Below are 15,769 nucleotides of genomic sequence, written 5' to 3' on the forward strand. Positions count from 1 at the left end.
ACGGCGTCAGCTTTCCACCGCGTACGTCACGAAGTGCGCCCAGGCTCCGGGTGCGAGCGCCAGCCGGGGGCCTTCGAGGTTCTTGGAGTCGCGGACATGCACGGCACCGGGGGTGGTGGCGATCTCGACGCAGGACTCGCCGTTGGTACCGTCGCTGTAGCTGCTCTTGAACCACGCCAGTTCGGAATGGTCTCCGGTGGAGGCCTTGCGCATCATGTTTCTCCCAGAAGTAGTTGCTCAATGAAAGCCAGCGACTCCCGAGGCGTGAGCGCCTGCGCCCGGATGGTGCTGTACCGCAGCTCAAGGATGCGCAGTTGCCTCGGATCGGAGGTCGGCCGGCCGTTGAACGCGCCCTCGGATCGCCCTACCGCCGTGCCCTCCGCGAACTTCAACACCTCAACCCTGCCGTCCACTCCGGGGTGAGCGTCGGTCTTCGTCGGCATCACCTGAAGAGTAACGTTGTGCAACCGCCCCGCCTCCAGCAGACGTTCGAGCTGCCGTCGCCATACCATTGTGCCTCCGACCTCCCGCCGCAGCGTCGCCTCTTCCAGCACGAAGCTGATGGAGGGCGTCGGGTTGCTCCGTTCGAAGATCGACTGCCGGGCGATGCGAGCGGCCACCATACGTTCCACGTCGTCCGGCGAGTACGGAGGCTGCGCGGCCCGGAAGAGCGCCCGCGCGTGCTCCGGTGTCTGCAACAGCCCGCTGATGCTGTTGCAGACGTACACCCCGATCTCGACCGCTTGGGCCTCCAGCTTGGCCAGCTCCCGAACCTTCTTCGGGTACCGGACCTTCTTCACGTCCTCCCACGTCGCCGCGATGAGCCCGTCCGCCCCCAGCACCTCGTCGGCCGCGTTGAGGAAGTCCTGCCGAGGGATCCGCTTGCCGCCCTCGATCTTGAACACCATGTCCTCGCCGTAGCCGACCGCTTTCCCGAACTGGCCGGCGCGCATCCCCGCTGCCTCCCGGCGCAGCTTCAACTGCCGTCCCACCGTGGTGATGACGGCCACGCCCCACTCGTCGTCCGGGTCCACCTCCCACCCCGGCTCCTGCGCCTCCTGCGCCTCGTCCCTCTCGTCACCGAGCGGTTGCTCCGCCTCGCCGTCCACCGACATCCGTGCTCCTCCCGTCCTGCCGCGCCGTCCCTCGGCGCCCACGCCCTACCCGTAGGAACCGCGCGGACAGCCAGGACAGCACCGGACAAGCACCGGACAGTGACCGTACGCGATCGCTCCGTCACTCCGGACGATAGGCGGACGCGGACGCGCTGAGTGGGGCGTTTCACGGAAACGCCCCACTCACCGACGGCCCGTCACTCCTCACGCAGCCGCCACGTGTGCAGGTGCTCCCAGGTCAGGGTGGTCCACCACCGGCCGGACCAGTCGTCGCTGCGCGTCCGGTAGAGGGCGACCGTGTCGCCGGGGAAGGCGTCGGGGAAGGGGACGGGGAGGCCGCGTACGTACTCCTCCATCTCCTCGGACAGCTCCGGGCGTACGTACATGTCGTGCGAGACGAGGGACAGATGGGCCTCGAAGGCGGCGCGGTCGAAGGTGTGCGGGTCGGGGTTGGGCGCCGGGGTCACCAGCGGGGCCACCGCCCGGTCGACCGCTTCCGCGAGGTCGAGGAAGGCGGAGTTCGGGGTGGTTCCGTCGGCGAGGTGGTGGACGCCGAGGACCAGGCCCACGCCTTGCCGGCGGACCCCGGCGTTGTGGACGGTGAAGGGCGCGACCCCGGCGATCCCCCGGGTCACCGCCGCGACGATGTCGTCCACGGGCGCGGTGATGTGCTGGCTGCCGACGAGCGTCGCGTGCGGCGGGAAGGCGCCCGCGGAGACGAACCCGTACTGGGCGCGCACCTGGCCGGTCAGCGCGGTCACCGCCGCGCAGGTGGCGGGGTCGGGGCGCAGGTAGACGCCGTAGCGGTACGGGTCACCCGGGGCCTTGGCGAATCGCTCGGTCACTGGCCTGCCTGCTTCCGGTAGTCGTCGATCTTGGTGGTCGCGGCCTTCTCGGCCTGCGTGAGTGCCTGGTCGAGCGGTTCGGCTCCGCTGAAGGCACGCTGCATCTCGGGGACGATCGCGTCCCGGACGCCGGGCATCGCGCCGCTCAGACAGCCCGACGTGGCGGTGTTGGCCGGGGTGTCGGCGAACTGCTTGTCGAGTACGGCGTAGGGCTTGTTCTTCCCGAGAAAGGCCTGCCAGGTGGCCGAGGCGCCGACGTCCGTGTTGATCGGCGCGTAGCCGGACGCCATGGCGAACCGCTCCTGCACGGGGGCGGAGGCCATGTGGCTGATGAACTTCCAGGCGGCGACCTGTTCGGCGTCGCCGTGGCCGACGCGGTCCAGCCACATCGCGGCGCCGCCGATCAGGGCGCCCGCGTCGGAGGCCGGGCCCGAGACGGGGTAAGGCAGCGCGCTGTACCCCTTCATGCCCGATTCCTTGAGGCCGCCGATGGCGCCGCTGGAGTTGAACATCATCGCGGCCTTGCCGGCGGCGAAGGCGGACAGCGCCGCGTTGCCGTCGGTGCCGGTGTCGAGTCCGACGCCCTCCGTGTACAGCTTGGCCATGGTGCCGATCGCCTTGCGCTGGGCGTCGCCCGTCAGCGAGAGTGCGGTGGCGCCGTCGGCCTTCCGGCCGTTGTCCGGGGTGCAGTACGGCGTCCCCGACGCGGCGGTGAGCTGTTCGAACCACCAGCCGTCGAAGGGCTGGACGATCCCCTTGGTCCCGGGCACCGCCGCCTTGACCTTACGGGCCGCCGCGGCCACCCCGTCCAGCGTGGAGAGCGTCGAGCGGTCCACGCCCGCGCGGGCCAGCAGCGCGTCGTTGACGTACAGCAGCGGCATCGACGTGTTGAGCGGTACGGCGAGCAACTCGCCCTCGGCGGTGTAGTAGTTGCGGGCCGCGGGGCGGAGCCGGCCGAGGTCGAGGTCGCCGGGGTTGGCGGCGGCCATCGCCTGCGCCGGGACCGTCTGCCCGGCGTCCCGCAGATAGCCGGTGGTGATGTCGTTGGACACCATGACCGTGGGCGTGCTCCTGTCCCGTACGGCCGAGGAGTACTTGGCGATGGCGTCGGCGTAGCTGCCCTGGAAGGACGCCTTGACCGTGATCTTGCCCTGGTTGGCCTTGTTGAAGGCGTCGATCTCGTCCTGCAGCGCCTGGCCCGCGGGGCCGCCGAGACCGTGCCAGAGGGTCACGGTGACCGGCCCGGACGCCTTGGTGAGCGCTGCGGGGCCGGGGGCGGAGGCGGAGGCGGCTCCGGAGGGGCTCGTACCGGAGCCTCCTCCGCAGGCGGTCAGTGCCGTCGCCGTGGCTATGGCGAACAGGGTGCCGAGGACGCGGTTTCGTCCGGACATGGCGGTTCACTCCTTCATTGATGAGGTGTTGGGGGATGAGGGACGGACGTGAAGCGGATGGGTGGGGTCAGGCCTTGACGCGGCTTGCCAGCCCGTTCACCAGGTAGCGCTGGCCGAACAGGACGAGCAGCAGGGTCGGCAGGAGGACCAGCAGCGTCCCCGCGTAGATGACCGCGGGCCTGGTGGTCTGATCGACGGCGAGCTGGGCGAGGCCGACCTGGATCGTGCGCCGCTGGGGGGAGTCGGTGATCAGCAGCGGCCAGAAGTAGCCGTTCCACGCCGACAGGGCGCACCACAGCGCGGCGGTGACCACCTGGGGGCGCGCCATGGGGAGCACGACGTACAGCAGGGTCCGCAGGTGGCCGCAGCCGTCCAGGCGCGCCGCCTCCCAGACCTCCCTCGGCAGCCCGAGGAACGCCTGGCGCAGGAGGAACACCGCGTACCCCGTCGCCAGGTACGGCACGACGACACCGGCCAGGGTGTCCCGCAGGCCGAGGCCGGTGGCCAGCTCGTAGTTGGGGATGACCAGGCTCTCGCCGGGGATGGCCAGGGTGGCGAGTACGAGGGCGAACGCGACGCCACGCCCGCGCCAGTGGGGGAAGGTGAACGCGTACGCGGCCAGCGCGGCGGTGACCAGTTGCGCCGCCGACTGCACCGCCGTGACGGCCACGCTCATGCCGTACTGGTGGACCAGCGGCGCCGAGCGCAGCGCCTCCCGCACGTTGTCCAGGGTCAGATGTGTGGGCAGCGGGATCAGCCGGCCGGCGACGACATCGCTCTGGGGCAGCAGGGCGGTGGTGACGGTGACGTAGACGGGGAACGCGACGATCACGACGATCACGGTCAGGGCCGTCAGGCGGACCGCCTTCGACAGGTGCTTCACGCCGACCTCCTCAGCACGCGGAACTGGACGGCGGTGATCAGTACGACCAGGGCGAGCAGGACCAGCGCGAGGGCCGAGGCCGACCCGAAGTCGGGCAGTGCCTCGCCGAAGGCGCGCCGGTACAGCTCGTGGACGAGCGTGGAGGTGGCGCCGGCCGGGCCTCCCCTGGTGAGGACCTGGACCTGGGTGAACACCTGAAGACCGCTGATCGTCCCGGTCACCACGAGGAAGACCAGCGTCGGCCGGAGCATCGGGATGATCACCGACCAGGCGGTCCGCAGCTCGGACGCGCCGTCGAGCGCCGCGGCCTCCAGAACCTCCCGGTCGAGCTGGGTCAGGGCGGCGAGCAGGACGAGAAAGGCGAATCCGAACTCGTACCAGGCCGTCGCCACCGAGACGCTGAGCACGGCCCAGACCGGTGACTGCAGCCAGGGCGGCCCGCCGAGGCCGAGTCCCGCCAGAAGCTCGTTGACGGTCCCGACCGCCGGGGCGAAGAGCCCGGCGAACACCGCCGACGCCGCCGCCGCGGAGTACGCGAACGGCAGGGACAGCACCACCGACAGGACCGCTCGCGGCCGGCGCCCGGCCCGGCGCAGCAGCAGGGCCGCGGCGAGCGCGCCGCCGACGGAGAGGAGGACGCTCAGGGCGGCGATGACGCCGGTGGTCAGCAGGACCCGGCGCAGCGCCGGATCCGTGACGAGTTCGACGTAGTGGTCCGCGCCGACGAACCGGGTCGGATTGCCCAGCAGATCCGTGCCGTACAGGCTCAGGACGGCGCTGCGCAGGACCGGCCAGTACGCGAAAGTCAGGAGCAGTGCGAGACAGGGCAGGGCCATCAGGGGCCCTGCCGACAGGCGCGGCTTGCCCCGGCGGCGGTCGCCGCGCCGGCGGCCGCCGCGCCGGCGGTCGCCACGCCGAGGAGGTCCGGAACGAGAGGGTCCGGAACGAAGTGGAACGTTCCCAATCACGAGTGGAACGTTCCCACCCTCCCCGCGAGGAGAAAAGGAGAGGTTCCGTGAACGTTCCGTTAACGCGGATCGGCGAGGATTGGCGCGGATCAGCGCTGGTTGGCACTGATTGGCTCCGGTATGCGCGGATACAGGGTGCCGTTCTGCCGCAGGGCTCTCCTCGTCCCGGGTGCGCGGACTGCCGGGGAACCCGGCCGGCGCCTCGGACCGGCAGCCTCCCCGCCGCCCCCACGCGGGCCTGCTCGCGGTCATGGCCTCCGGGTGGCCCGGTGCACGAAAGCGGGCGGGAGGTTCGCCCACACCGCCTTCGAGCGTTCCAACCGGTCGAAACGGACGGCCAGTTCGGCGGTGAAGTGACGGGCGGGCGGGGTCCAGGCCGCGTGCAGATAGGCGAAGGTGGTGAACCGGCCGCCGGGCGCGAGGACTTCGGTCACGGCATCCAGGATCTGCCCGCGCCGGTGGTGCGGCATGACCGTCCACGGCAGCCCGGAGACCACCGTGTCGACCGGTTCGCCGACCGAAGCGGCCAGCTCCGCCGCCGTGCCCTGGACCACGGTCAGCCGTGTGTCGCGCCGGGTGGCCGACAGCCGGGCGGCGAGCACCGGGTTGAGTTCGACGGCGACGAGCCGTGCGTCGGGGGCGAGCCGGGCGAGGATGGCGTCGGTGAACACCCCGGTCCCCGGGCCGAGCTCGGCGACGAGCCGGGCTCGCTCCAGGCCGATGCCCTCGGTCATCGCGTACGCCAGCCGTCGTGAACTGGCCGCCACGGCACCGGTCGTGAGGGGCCGTCTGAGGAACTCGGTGGTGATCGACATGGTGGCCATGGTGGAAACGCCCCGGGTAGCCGCACGTCGTATCCCCGGCCCGTGTCCGTACGACTGCGGGAGGACCCCGTGACGCCCGCCAGGACGATGCCGGGGAGCGGGCCCCGGCCGTAGCGTGAGGCGGTGCAACGGCTGATGGAGACCCTGCCCCGCCTGCGGCGCGGACATCCGTGGCTGACGGACCTGCTGCTGCTCGTGCTGGTGGCCGTGCCCCCGGTGATCCGCCCCCAGCCGGGCTGGCGGCCCGTCTGGGTACAGGCGGGCGTCTACGCCGCCCTGGTGCTGCCCCTGCTGTGGCGCCGCCGCCGACCGGTACTCGTCGCGGCCCTGGTGACTGCCGGGTTCTGGGCCCAGTACCTCGGAGAGGTGTGGGGACAGGAACCGGGACGCGGCGCCGTCGCCCTGGCCGCGGTCCTGGCCACCCTCACCGTGCGCGGCCTGCGCCGGGCTGCCGCGGCGACGGTGGTCTGTGCCGCCGGCTGCGTTCTGCTGTGGGTTCCCGCCTGGCAGCGGGACTACGGGGGCCCGGGCGCCCGCGGCGCCTGGCTCACCCCGCTCGCCGTGGGGCTCCTGCTGGCCGGGGCCTGGGTGTTCGGCGAGTACGTCCGTGCCCGGCGCGCCTATATCGCGGAGTTCGAGCGGCGGGCCGCGCTCGCCGAGTCGGAGCGCCTCGCCCTGGCCCGGGTCGCCGTCGCCGAGGAGCGGGCCCGCATCGCCCGCGAGATCCACGACGTCCTCGCGCACAGCGTGAGCGTGATGGTGCTGAACGCGGAGGGCGGCAGACTGATGCGGCACGCCGACCCCGAGGTCGTCGACCGCACCCTCGGTGTCATCAGCGCGACCGGCCGCGAGGCCCTGGACGAACTGCGCCGGCTGCTGGAGGTGCTGCGCACCCCCGGCCCCGGCCCCGACAACGGTGGGGCCGGCGAGTCCCTCTCGGCCGATCTGCGGCGGCTGGTCGGACGCCTCAACACGAACGGCACGCGCGCCCGGCTGGACCTTCGCGGCGAGCGGGGCGGCCTCACGGCAGATCTCACCGCGCAGACGTACCGCATCGTGCAGGAGGCGCTCACCAACGTCGTCAAGCACGCAGCGCCGGACGCCACGGTCCATGTCCGGGTCGACACCGGTACCGAGGGGCCCGGGCGGCTGGTCCGCGTCCGGGTGGAGAACTCCGCCGGAGCGGGAGCCGCCCCGGAGCACCCCGCCCCACTGCTCTCCCGCGGCCGAGGACTCACCGGCATGCGCGAACGCACCGCCCTGTACGGCGGGAGCGTCGACGCCGGCCCCACACCCGACGGGGGCTACCGGGTCGCCGCCGTCCTGCGCCCCACAAGACCCGAGCCCACCACGGCGACCCCATGACCGGCCGGAGCCCGTCACCGTCCCGGGTGCTGATCTGCGACGACCAGGAGCTGATCCGGCTGGGGCTGCGCATGGTCGTCGACAGCCAGCCCGACCTCACCGTGGTGGGCGAGGCCGCCGACGGCGACGCGGCGATCGCGGGCGTGGCCGCCCTGGAGCCGGACCTCGTCCTGATGGACGTACGCATGCCCGGTCTGGACGGGCTCGCCGCGACCGAACACCTCTGCGCACAGCCCGACGGGCCCCGGATCCTCGTCGTCACCACCTTCGACCTCGACGAGTACGCCTACGCGGCCCTGCGGGCCGGCGCGAACGGCTTCCTCGTCAAGGACGCCCCCGCCGAGGAGATCCTGGTGACCGTCCGCGCGGTGCTGCGGGGCGAGGTCATGGTGGCACCGTCGCTCACCCGGCGCCTGGTCGAACGCTTCGTCCTGCACGCCCCCGCGTCCGCGCCCGCCCAGCGCAGCCGCCTGGCCGCACTCACCGACCGGGAACGAGAAGTCCTCGCCCTGGTCGGCCGCGGACTGGCCAACGGCGAGATCGCGGACCGCCTCTTCGTCGGGGAGACGACCGTCAAAACCCACCTCGGCCGCATCCTGACCAAACTCGGCCTCCGCGACCGTGTCCACGCGGTGATCTTCGCCTACGAGAGCGGACTGATACGGGCCGGGGACTGAACAGCGCCGGGGACTGAACAGGGCCGGGCACCCCGCCGGGCAGCCCGCATCGCCGTGGTGCTCCGGGCACACGTCGAGCGTCGGCGTCCCGGCCGGTGCGGTGCGCGGGCTGCCGCCCGCACGCCGCCCCGGCCCCGGGTGACCCAGTAGCTCAGTGCTTCCCGGCCTCGGCGCCGGAGTGCGGCGGTTCCTCCGTGCTCATCTCGGACAGCGATGCCGTCGTACGCCCCGTCACCAGCGAGCCGGACAGCGCCAGATGATGGTCCGGCGGCTGTTCCCCGTCGAGCAGACGCACCACGGCGTCGATGGCACCGCTACCGATCAGTTCGATCGGCTGGCGCCAGCTCGTCAGGCCGATCAGGGGCGTGCTCAGCGGCCCGATCCCGTCGTAACCGGTGACGGACAGGTCCCCGGGCACGGACACGCCCCGGAGGTGGAGCTGCTCCAGCAGATCGACGGCGTGGCGGTCGCTGGGGGCCATCACCGCAGTGATCCCGGGATGCCGCAGCACCTCCGCCGCCCAGCCGCCGGCCTCCTCGCTGCGCGTCCCCTCGATCTCCAGGACGCGGACGCCCCGCTCCCGCAGGCGCCGGGCCATGGCCCGGGTCCGTGGCGCCATGGTCACCGAGGAGGTCTTCGGCACGGCGATCACCGCGACCTGCCGGTGGCCGAGCCCGGCAAGGTGGTCGGCGAGCGCCGCACCGCCCTCCTCCTCGTCGCAGAAGACGCTGGTGATGCTCCGGTGGGTCTCGGGGCGCCCGGCCACGACGGTCGGCAGCCGCTCGGCGAACGGCACGATCTTCTCGGCGGGCAGCAGCCCGCTGCACACGATCAGCGCCTCGACGCGCAGCATGGCCAGGGTCTCCAGGGCGCGGTACTCGTCGGCCACCGCGAACCGCCCCGAACCCGTCGTCGTCACCACCCGGTAGCCGTGGAACGCCGCGCGCTCCTGCATCGCCGCGAGCAGGTGACCGTAGAAGGCCGTGGCGGCGTCGCGGACGAACACCCCGACCGTGTACGTACGGTGGGCCACCATGGCGCGGGCGACCGCGTTGACGACGTACCCCAGTTCCGCCGCCGCCTCCAGCACGCGCCTGCGGGTCTCCTCGCCGACGCTGCCCCGGCCGGAGACGACACGGGAGACCACCGATTTGGACACCCCCGCGCGGGCGGCGACATCGATGATCGTCGGATTGCGCGGCCGCTCAGCCATCGAGCGGACCTCCCGGCCGCCCGAGCCCGTCCCGCAGGCCGTCCCGCGATCCGTCCCGCAGGCCCTCCCGCAGTCCCTCCTGCGCGAGCACCTCGCGCGCGCCCTCGCAGCCGGTCCACACATGGGCGCGCCAGCCGTGGGCGCGGGCCGCCGCGACGTTCCCCGGCCGGTCGTCGAAGAACACGACGTTCGCGGGCGAGTACCCCAGCCGCTCGTCCGCGGCCCGGTAGACCCGCGGATCGGGCTTGAGCAGACCGACGTCGGACGAGAAGACCAGGCCCTGGAAGACGGTGCTCCACGCCGACCGCCGCACCGCGTCGGCCAGCGACACCGGGGCGTTGGACAGCACGCCCAGCGGTATGCCGGAGGCCGCCAGCGAGGAGAGCATCGCCGTCACGTCGTCCGCGATCCGCGACCAGCCCGCGACGTCGATCCGGTCGAGGCGGCCGACCCACTCCCCGTCCAGCCGGCGCCCGAGCGCGGCGCCGACCCGCTGCCAGTACGCGGCAGGGGCGTCGCCCTCGTCGTAGCTGTCCCGGTAGGCCCAGTAGGGCTCGGCCAGTTCGTCCTGCGGCACGTCGAGCGCGGCGGAGAGCGCGGCCAGCGCACCGCCGGACGGCACCAGGACACCACCGAGGTCGTAGACGACCGCCGTCGTTTCGGAAGAAGAATGGGAACGTTCCACAAGCCGGGATCATAACGGACCGGCACCCCGCACCGACAGGGCGTTCGCGGCACCGTCGGCAGCATCGCGGTCAGGCCGGCGTCGCGTACGGTCAGGCCGGCGTCGCGTAGACGATGAGGTTGTTCACCGGGTGCCCCTCGGCGTCGAAGTCGCCGTCGCAGGTGATCAGCCGCAGGACGGGGGTGTCGGTCCGGCCGTAGACCTTGTCGGTGGGGAAGGCGTTCTTGCTGACGCTCTCGGTTTCCTTGACGGTGAAGCGCTTCGCCGCTCCCTCGTCGTCGGTGACGGTGATGTCCGCGCCCTTGGTAATCTTCTCCAGGTCGTGGAAGACGGCCTTGCCGAAGCGGGTGTCGTTGTGGCCGATGATGACGGCGGCACCGGCCTCGCCGGGTACCGCGCCGCCGGTGTACCAGCCCGCGGTCATGCCCTTCTCGGCGGGCGGGACCTCGACGGTGCCGTCCTCGTTGAGGCCCAGCTCCATCAGCGAACTGCTGATCCCCAGCGAGGGGATGTCGACCTTGGCGGGCGCCGCGGCCTCCCCGGCCGCCGGCTCACCCGCCCCCGACCCACCCGCCCCGGACTCCCCGCCGGGCGAGGGGGTGCCGACGGCCACGGTGCCGGAGCTTTCCGCGGCGGCCTTTTCGGGGGCGGACGAGCAGCCGGTGAGCAGGGGGAGGGCGGCGACGGCGAGGGCCAGGACGGCCGGCAGGGTGCGGGGGCGCCGTACCGGAGGGTGCGCTGGGGACACGGAAGGCTCCAGAAGGTGGACCGGAGGATGTCACGATGGCGCCGCCCGGCGAGGGCGGCGCCACGGTGATGCCTGATCAGGCGGTACGCGGTGAAGCGGTGTGTACGGGTGGGGCGTGAGCCCCGACGGGGTGGGCAGGCGCCGGACGCCGCAACGGATCGGACACCGCTACGGGTCGGACGCGCTGCCGGATGGGACGCGCTACGAATCAGCCGTGCTGCCGATCAGCCGTGCTGCCGATCGGAAGCGCTACGGATCAGCCGTCGGCGCGCGCGCCCGAGCGGCGGCGGATGACGAAGGTGCCCGCTCCCGCGAGCAGCATCGCGCCGGCGGCCGTACCGGCCAGGGGCGCGACGCCGGTGCTGCCGGCCGGGGCCTCGCCCGCGGCGACAGCGCCGCGCGGGGCCGTCTGGGCGGCCTTGGCCTTCTCGGCGGCGCGCGCCTTCATCGCCGCGGCGTCCTCCGCCCGCTTCGCCTTCTCGCTCGGAGCGTCGCCGGCGGCCACAGCGCCGCGCGGGGCCGTCTGCGCGGCCTTGGCCTTCTCGGCGGCGCGCACCTTCTCGGCCCGCTGCGCCTCGGCTTCCTTCGTCTTCTGGTCCGCGGCCTTCTCGGCCGACCGGTCGCTCGGGCTCTCGCTCGGCTTCTCGTTCGCCACCGTGGTCGGTACCTGGTCGGCGACGGCCGCGGTGGCCGGGACGAGCAGGGTGCCGGCCGCGACGACGGTCAGGGCGGCGAGACGCATGCTGAGGCGACGGGACATGTACGGCTCCACTTCCGGCCCGGCTCGGGTCGTTCCTGGATGCCGAATCGCACCAGGTTCCGGGCATGACGCAACAGTGGCGATCAGATGTGAAGAACCTGTCAGGACCTCATAGCCATCGCATCAGGGCCGTGCAGTCATTCCGTCAGCTCCACCGCTCGCCCCGGTCTTCCCGGCCTCTACGCTCCCCCCGGACCCTGCGGGCAGCCGCAGGGTGAAGACCGAGCCCTCCCCCTCCGTGCTCACCGCGCTCGCCGTGCCGCCGTGGGCCTCGGCGAGCTTGAGGACGATCGCCAGGCCGAGGCCGCTGCCGCCGGTGCTCCGGCTGCGGGACTTCTCCGCCCGCCAGAAGCGGTCGAACACGTGCGGAAGATCGGCCGCCGGGATACCGGTCCCGGTGTCGGCGACCTCGACGGCCACCGCGTCACCGGAGCCTTCCCCCGCTCCGGTGACATATGCGCGCAGGGACACCCGGCCGCCGGACGGGGTGTGGCGTACCGCGTTGGAGACCAGGTTGCTGACGGCCTGGCGCAGCCGGACCGGGTCGGCGTCGAGCAGCGGCGGGCGCGGGTGCTGGGTGCCCGGCTCCGGCGAAAGAACCGCCAGGGTGACGCCCGCGGTCTCCGCCAGCCCCTGGTGCGCGGCGGCCACCTGGCCGATCAGGTCGTCGACGCGTACGGGCTCCATGTTGAGGCGCAGCGCGCCGACATCGGCCGCCGCCAGGTCCTGCAGATCGTTGATGATGTGCTGGAGCTGCACGGCCTCGTCGTGGAGCGAGGCGACGAAGGCCGGGTCGGGGTCGGCCAGCCCGTCCTGTGCCGCCTCCAGCCAGCCGCGGATGTTGCTCAGCGGGGTGCGCAGCTCGTGGGCGACATCGCTGACCATCACCCTGCGCTGCTGCTCCAGTTGGGCGCGGTGGGCGGCCATGTCGTTGAAGGCCGCGGCCAGTCGGCCGATCTCGTTGTCCGCCCCGACCGGTACGGGCGCCGAGTCCAGCCCGTCCCGCATCCGCTGGGCGGCGCCGGTGAGCGCGTGCAAGGGGCGTACGAACCGGGTCCCCGCGATCACCGAGGCACCGACGGTGAGGGCGAGGACCAGGGCCGCGACCCCGGCGATACGGGCGGTGTTGGTCGGTGAGAGGTCGAACCCGGGCACGCTGACGGCGCGCGGGCCGTCGATGAACAGCAGGGCGGGCGCGGCGACGTACTCCGTGAGCTGTTCGCGGCGGGCGCTGCCGACGCAGGAGGCGATGGCCCGGTCGTGCTTGCTGTCACGGACTTCGGCCGCCGGCCCCTGGTACCCGTAGGCCGCGGCCGCCCTCTTCCGCGCCACCGCGTCCGTCTCGGCCTGCTTCGAGTCCGCGGCCAGCTTCTCCTTCAACCGCGCGGCGGCCTCGTCCGCGGGGGCTGCCCCGGCCGGGAGGGCGACGGTCCCCGATCCGGCCCCGTACCCCCGGTCCCAGGACAGGTCCAGGTTCAGCTTCACGCCCGGCAGGTCCTGGCGTTCCAGGCAGTCGTCGGCCAGTTGGTTGAGCTTGCCGAGGGCCTTCCGCTCGGTCCCGGTGGGGCCCTCCGGCGAGCCGGCCAGGCACTTGTCCTCCGACGCGCGGTCGGTGTCGTTCCCGACGTACTGGATACGGGGGCGCCCGCTCGGGCTCTCGGCGACATCCGCGGCGATGCCCTGCCTGTTGAGACACGCCACGTTCTCGGCGGCGGCCGCCCGGAGTCTCGTACGTTCACCGGCGGGCAGCAGGAAGGGCCCCACGGCGCGCGGGTCGACGCGGTCCGCGTCGGCGGAGGCCGCGTCAGGCACCAGCACGGTGTCGACGGAGAGCGGGTCGACGACCGCCGACGCCTGCTCCGGCAGCGGGTCGACGCCGGAGGCGCCACCGGACTTCGAGGCGGCCGAGTCGAAAAGCGGGCGCCGGTCCTGGGTGGTCAGCGTGATCCGGCGCTCGGACTCCCCGGCCAGTTTCCGCGCCGTGTCGCCGACGCCCTCCCAGCTCGGATGCGTGGCCGCGTACCCCAGCAGGGTGTTGTAGATCTCGGCGTCGGCGCTGAGGTTCTGCCCCTGCTCCTGGCGGATCGCGACCGAGGTCGTCTGCACGACGAGCCACGCGGTGGCGGCGACCGAGCACGAGGCGACCACCGCCGACACCGTCAGCAGCCGGCCGAGGACGCTCCTGCGGAGCGGCAGCCGGACGGCCCGCCGCTCCCGGCGGGCGGAGCGACGGGCGGAGCGACGGGCGGAGCGACGGGCGTCGGGGAGAGGCTCAGGACGAGTGTGAGGAGGACGGGGCATGGCGTCCGTTCTTCGCGGGATCCGTCAGCTTGTAGCCGACGCCGAACACGGTGAGCAGCCGGGCCGGCCGCCGGGGGGTGCGCTCGATCTTCTTGCGCAGATGCATGACGTGTACGTCGACGGTGCGCCCGCTGATGTACTTGTCGAAGCCGTGCAGTTCCTCCAGGAGCCGCTTCCGGGTGAAGACCCGGTCCGGTTCCGTCGCCATCGCGACGAGGATGCGGAACTCACCGGGCGTGCACGCGACCGGCGTTCCCTCGACCGACACCTCGTGCCGGCCCGGATCGATCCTGAGCGTGCCCACGGACAGCACCTCGTCCTCGGCCGCCGCCCCGGCCTCGACGGCGGGCACGGCAGGCAGGGGCGCAGGAGGCACGGAAGCGGAGGCCGGGACGGGGGCGGGAGGGGAAGCGGGCGCGGGCACGGCGGCCGACGCGGGCACGGCCGAGCGCCGGTGGCGGCGGAGCAGCGTACGGACCCGGGCCACCAGCTCGCGCGGGCTGAACGGCTTGGTCATGTAGTCGTCCGCGCCGAGGTCCAGACCGAGCAGCAGATCGTCCTCGGTGCTGCGCGCCGTCAGCATCAGCACCGGCACCTCCCGGCCTTCGGCGCGCAGGATCCGTACGACGTCGAGGCCGTCGGCCCGGGGCATCATGACGTCGAGGACGAGCAGGTCGGGCTCGGCGTGCCGGACCCCTTCCAGCGCCGCGCGGCCGTCCACCACGACGGTGACGGAGTGCCCCTCGTGCTCCAGGTAGCGGCGCACGAGCTCGGCCTGCTTCGCGTCGTCTTCGGCGACCATGATGTTTGCGCACACGCCGACGATCGTAGGCGAAGCGGCAACTTCCGCTCCGGAAAACGAAGTTGAGCGCGGTCCGGTCGCGGGCGGAATGCCGGGGGCCGGCTCGGTGTTCGACCGGCCATGAAGCTTCGGAAGCTGGGGTTCCTGACGATCGGGCTGTTCGACGGGGCCGATCCGGGCCCGGGACACGAGTCCACGCTGGAGATCATCGAACTGGGCGAGCGGCTGGGGTTCGACAGCGCCTGGGTGCGCCACCGGCACCTCCAGTACGGCATCTCCTCCCCCGTGGCGCTGCTGGCCGCCGCCTCGCAGCGCACCTCGCGGATCGAGCTGGGCACGGCGGTCATCCCGCTCGGCTGGGAGAATCCGCTGCGGCTCGCCGAGGACCTGGCGACCGTCGACGTCCTCTCCGGCGGCCGGCTCAACCCGGGGGTCAGCGTCGGCCCGCCGATGCACTACGACCAGGTCAAGGAGGCGCTCTACCCGGACACCGCCGAGGCCGAGGACTTCGGCCACGATCGCGTGCGGCGGCTGCTGGACTTCGTACGCGGCGAGCGCGCCTCCGGCTTCAGCGGCGTCCAGGGCTTCGAGTCCTTCTCCGACCGGGTGGAGCCGCACTCCCCCGGCCTGGGCGCGCGCATGTGGTACGGCGGCGGCAGCCTGCGGTCGGCCCGGTGGGCCGGTGAGCACGGCATGAATTTTCTGACCAGCAGCGTGGTTAAGGCCGAGGAGGCCGAAGGCCCGGGCGGGGCGCCGGACTTCGCGGAGATCCAGCTCTCGCACATCCGCACCTTCCGGGCCCACCACCCCGACGGCGAACGTGCCCGGGTCTCGCAGGGGCTCGTGGTCATCCCGACCGACAGCGCCACGCGGGAGCAGCGCGCGAGGTACGAGGAGTACGCCCGGACGCGCCTGCCGCGTACGGCCGCTCCGCAGGGTCCGGCGCGGCTGATGTTCGCGCCCGATCTGGTCGGGTCCTCGGCGGAGCTCGCCGAACGGCTCCACGCGCACGCCGCGTTCCGCGAGATCGACGAGGTCGCCTTCGCGCTGCCGTTCACCTTCGGCCACGAGGACTACGTCCAGATCCTCACCGACATCGCCGACAACCTCGGCCCGGCCCTGGGTTGGCAGCGGCCCGCCACCGCGTAGCCCCTCCTCCCTCGTCGTACGCCGTTTCCCGACTGTCGTAAGC

Annotated in this window: 16 protein-coding genes; 3 read left to right on the forward strand and 13 right to left on the reverse strand. The window is 72.8% G+C overall.

Going from position 1 to position 15,769, the window contains the following annotated elements; genetic code table 11:
* Nucleotides 1-6: 6 nt before the first annotated feature.
* The 7 genes from ACFXKG_RS23810 to ACFXKG_RS23840 form a co-directional block, all read right to left on the reverse strand.
* The gene (locus ACFXKG_RS23810) at nucleotides 7-216 is read right to left on the reverse strand and encodes a DUF397 domain-containing protein (protein WP_384842531.1); all 210 of its coding nucleotides are present in this window, start codon (nucleotides 214-216) and stop codon (nucleotides 7-9) included.
* Nucleotides 213-1,115, reverse strand: a complete 903-nt coding sequence (locus tag ACFXKG_RS23815; RefSeq protein ID WP_384842534.1) for a helix-turn-helix domain-containing protein — start codon at nucleotides 1,113-1,115, stop codon at nucleotides 213-215. The genes ACFXKG_RS23810 and ACFXKG_RS23815 overlap by 4 nt, the downstream gene beginning before the upstream one ends.
* Before the next feature lie 197 nt (nucleotides 1,116-1,312).
* The gene (locus ACFXKG_RS23820; RefSeq protein ID WP_384842537.1) at nucleotides 1,313-1,960 is read right to left on the reverse strand and encodes a 2'-5' RNA ligase family protein; all 648 of its coding nucleotides are present in this window, start codon (nucleotides 1,958-1,960) and stop codon (nucleotides 1,313-1,315) included.
* Complete coding sequence (locus ACFXKG_RS23825) at nucleotides 1,957-3,351, reverse strand: extracellular solute-binding protein (protein WP_384842540.1); 1,395 nt, start codon at nucleotides 3,349-3,351, stop codon at nucleotides 1,957-1,959. Before ACFXKG_RS23825 ends, ACFXKG_RS23820 begins: the two co-directional genes overlap by 4 nt.
* Before the next feature lie 67 nt (nucleotides 3,352-3,418).
* On the reverse strand, nucleotides 3,419-4,234 hold the full coding sequence (locus ACFXKG_RS23830) for a carbohydrate ABC transporter permease (protein WP_384842543.1): 816 nt from the start codon (nucleotides 4,232-4,234) through the stop codon (nucleotides 3,419-3,421).
* Nucleotides 4,231-5,070: a carbohydrate ABC transporter permease gene (locus tag ACFXKG_RS23835; protein ID WP_384842546.1), complete on the reverse strand. Its 840-nt coding sequence runs from the start codon at nucleotides 5,068-5,070 to the stop codon at nucleotides 4,231-4,233. Before ACFXKG_RS23835 ends, ACFXKG_RS23830 begins: the two co-directional genes overlap by 4 nt.
* Before the next feature lie 380 nt (nucleotides 5,071-5,450).
* Nucleotides 5,451-6,017, reverse strand: coding sequence for a class I SAM-dependent methyltransferase (locus ACFXKG_RS23840; RefSeq protein ID WP_384842549.1), 567 nt, complete (start codon nucleotides 6,015-6,017; stop codon nucleotides 5,451-5,453).
* 132 nt (nucleotides 6,018-6,149) lie between these two features.
* Here ACFXKG_RS23840 and ACFXKG_RS23845 point away from each other — a divergent pair, with 132 nt between their 5' ends.
* Nucleotides 6,150-7,391: a sensor histidine kinase gene (locus ACFXKG_RS23845; RefSeq protein WP_384842552.1), complete on the forward strand. Its 1,242-nt coding sequence runs from the start codon at nucleotides 6,150-6,152 to the stop codon at nucleotides 7,389-7,391.
* The gene (locus tag ACFXKG_RS23850; RefSeq protein WP_384842555.1) at nucleotides 7,388-8,068 is read left to right on the forward strand and encodes a response regulator; all 681 of its coding nucleotides are present in this window, start codon (nucleotides 7,388-7,390) and stop codon (nucleotides 8,066-8,068) included. The genes ACFXKG_RS23845 and ACFXKG_RS23850 overlap by 4 nt, the downstream gene beginning before the upstream one ends.
* A 151-nt stretch (nucleotides 8,069-8,219) precedes the next feature.
* On the opposite strand, the gene ACFXKG_RS23855 is transcribed toward ACFXKG_RS23850, so the two are convergent.
* The 6 genes from ACFXKG_RS23855 to ACFXKG_RS23880 all read right to left on the reverse strand — a co-directional run bounded on the left by ACFXKG_RS23855 (nucleotide 8,220) and on the right by ACFXKG_RS23880 (nucleotide 14,592).
* A complete protein-coding gene (locus ACFXKG_RS23855) occupies nucleotides 8,220-9,281 on the reverse strand; it encodes a LacI family DNA-binding transcriptional regulator (RefSeq protein ID WP_384842558.1) in 1,062 nt (353 codons plus the stop codon).
* Complete coding sequence (locus ACFXKG_RS23860; RefSeq protein WP_384842561.1) at nucleotides 9,274-9,966, reverse strand: HAD family hydrolase; 693 nt, start codon at nucleotides 9,964-9,966, stop codon at nucleotides 9,274-9,276. Before ACFXKG_RS23860 ends, ACFXKG_RS23855 begins: the two co-directional genes overlap by 8 nt.
* Nucleotides 9,967-10,057: 91 nt before the next feature.
* Nucleotides 10,058-10,714 carry a class F sortase gene (locus tag ACFXKG_RS23865; RefSeq protein WP_384842564.1) on the reverse strand — a complete coding sequence of 219 codons (657 nt, stop codon included), beginning with the start codon at nucleotides 10,712-10,714 and terminating at the stop codon, nucleotides 10,058-10,060.
* 256 nt (nucleotides 10,715-10,970) lie between these two features.
* A complete protein-coding gene (locus tag ACFXKG_RS23870; RefSeq protein ID WP_384842567.1) occupies nucleotides 10,971-11,474 on the reverse strand; it encodes a hypothetical protein in 504 nt (167 codons plus the stop codon).
* A 123-nt stretch (nucleotides 11,475-11,597) separates the two neighbouring features.
* Entirely contained in the window at nucleotides 11,598-13,775 is a 2,178-nt protein-coding gene (locus tag ACFXKG_RS23875) for a sensor histidine kinase (RefSeq protein WP_384842570.1), read from the reverse strand.
* The gene (locus tag ACFXKG_RS23880) at nucleotides 13,747-14,592 is read right to left on the reverse strand and encodes a response regulator transcription factor (RefSeq protein ID WP_384842573.1); all 846 of its coding nucleotides are present in this window, start codon (nucleotides 14,590-14,592) and stop codon (nucleotides 13,747-13,749) included. Before ACFXKG_RS23880 ends, ACFXKG_RS23875 begins: the two co-directional genes overlap by 29 nt.
* 105 nt (nucleotides 14,593-14,697) lie before the next feature.
* Between ACFXKG_RS23880 and ACFXKG_RS23885 the strand changes: the two genes are divergently transcribed.
* Nucleotides 14,698-15,726, forward strand: coding sequence for an LLM class flavin-dependent oxidoreductase (locus ACFXKG_RS23885; RefSeq protein ID WP_384842576.1), 1,029 nt, complete (start codon nucleotides 14,698-14,700; stop codon nucleotides 15,724-15,726).
* The last annotated feature ends 43 nt before the right edge of the window (nucleotides 15,727-15,769 follow it).

It is taken from the genome of Streptomyces sp. NPDC059255 (assembly GCF_042752355.1).
In the GTDB taxonomy this organism is placed as follows: Bacteria; Actinomycetota; Actinomycetes; order Streptomycetales; family Streptomycetaceae; genus Streptomyces.

Coding starts and splice junctions, on each gene's coding strand:
- ACFXKG_RS23810 (WP_384842531.1), bottom strand. CDS start 216: ATGATGCGCAAGGCCTCCACCGGAGACCATTCCGAACTGGCGTGGTTC.
- ACFXKG_RS23815 (WP_384842534.1), bottom strand. CDS start 1,115: ATGTCGGTGGACGGCGAGGCGGAGCAACCGCTCGGTGACGAGAGGGAC.
- ACFXKG_RS23825 (WP_384842540.1), bottom strand. CDS start 3,351: ATGTCCGGACGAAACCGCGTCCTCGGCACCCTGTTCGCCATAGCCACG.
- ACFXKG_RS23835 (WP_384842546.1), bottom strand. CDS start 5,070: ATGGCCCTGCCCTGTCTCGCACTGCTCCTGACTTTCGCGTACTGGCCG.
- ACFXKG_RS23840 (WP_384842549.1), bottom strand. CDS start 6,017: ATGTCGATCACCACCGAGTTCCTCAGACGGCCCCTCACGACCGGTGCC.
- ACFXKG_RS23850 (WP_384842555.1), top strand. CDS start 7,388: ATGACCGGCCGGAGCCCGTCACCGTCCCGGGTGCTGATCTGCGACGAC.
- ACFXKG_RS23855 (WP_384842558.1), bottom strand. CDS start 9,281: ATGGCTGAGCGGCCGCGCAATCCGACGATCATCGATGTCGCCGCCCGC.
- ACFXKG_RS23870 (WP_384842567.1), bottom strand. CDS start 11,474: ATGTCCCGTCGCCTCAGCATGCGTCTCGCCGCCCTGACCGTCGTCGCG.
- ACFXKG_RS23875 (WP_384842570.1), bottom strand. CDS start 13,775: ATGCCCCGTCCTCCTCACACTCGTCCTGAGCCTCTCCCCGACGCCCGT.
- ACFXKG_RS23885 (WP_384842576.1), top strand. CDS start 14,698: ATGAAGCTTCGGAAGCTGGGGTTCCTGACGATCGGGCTGTTCGACGGG.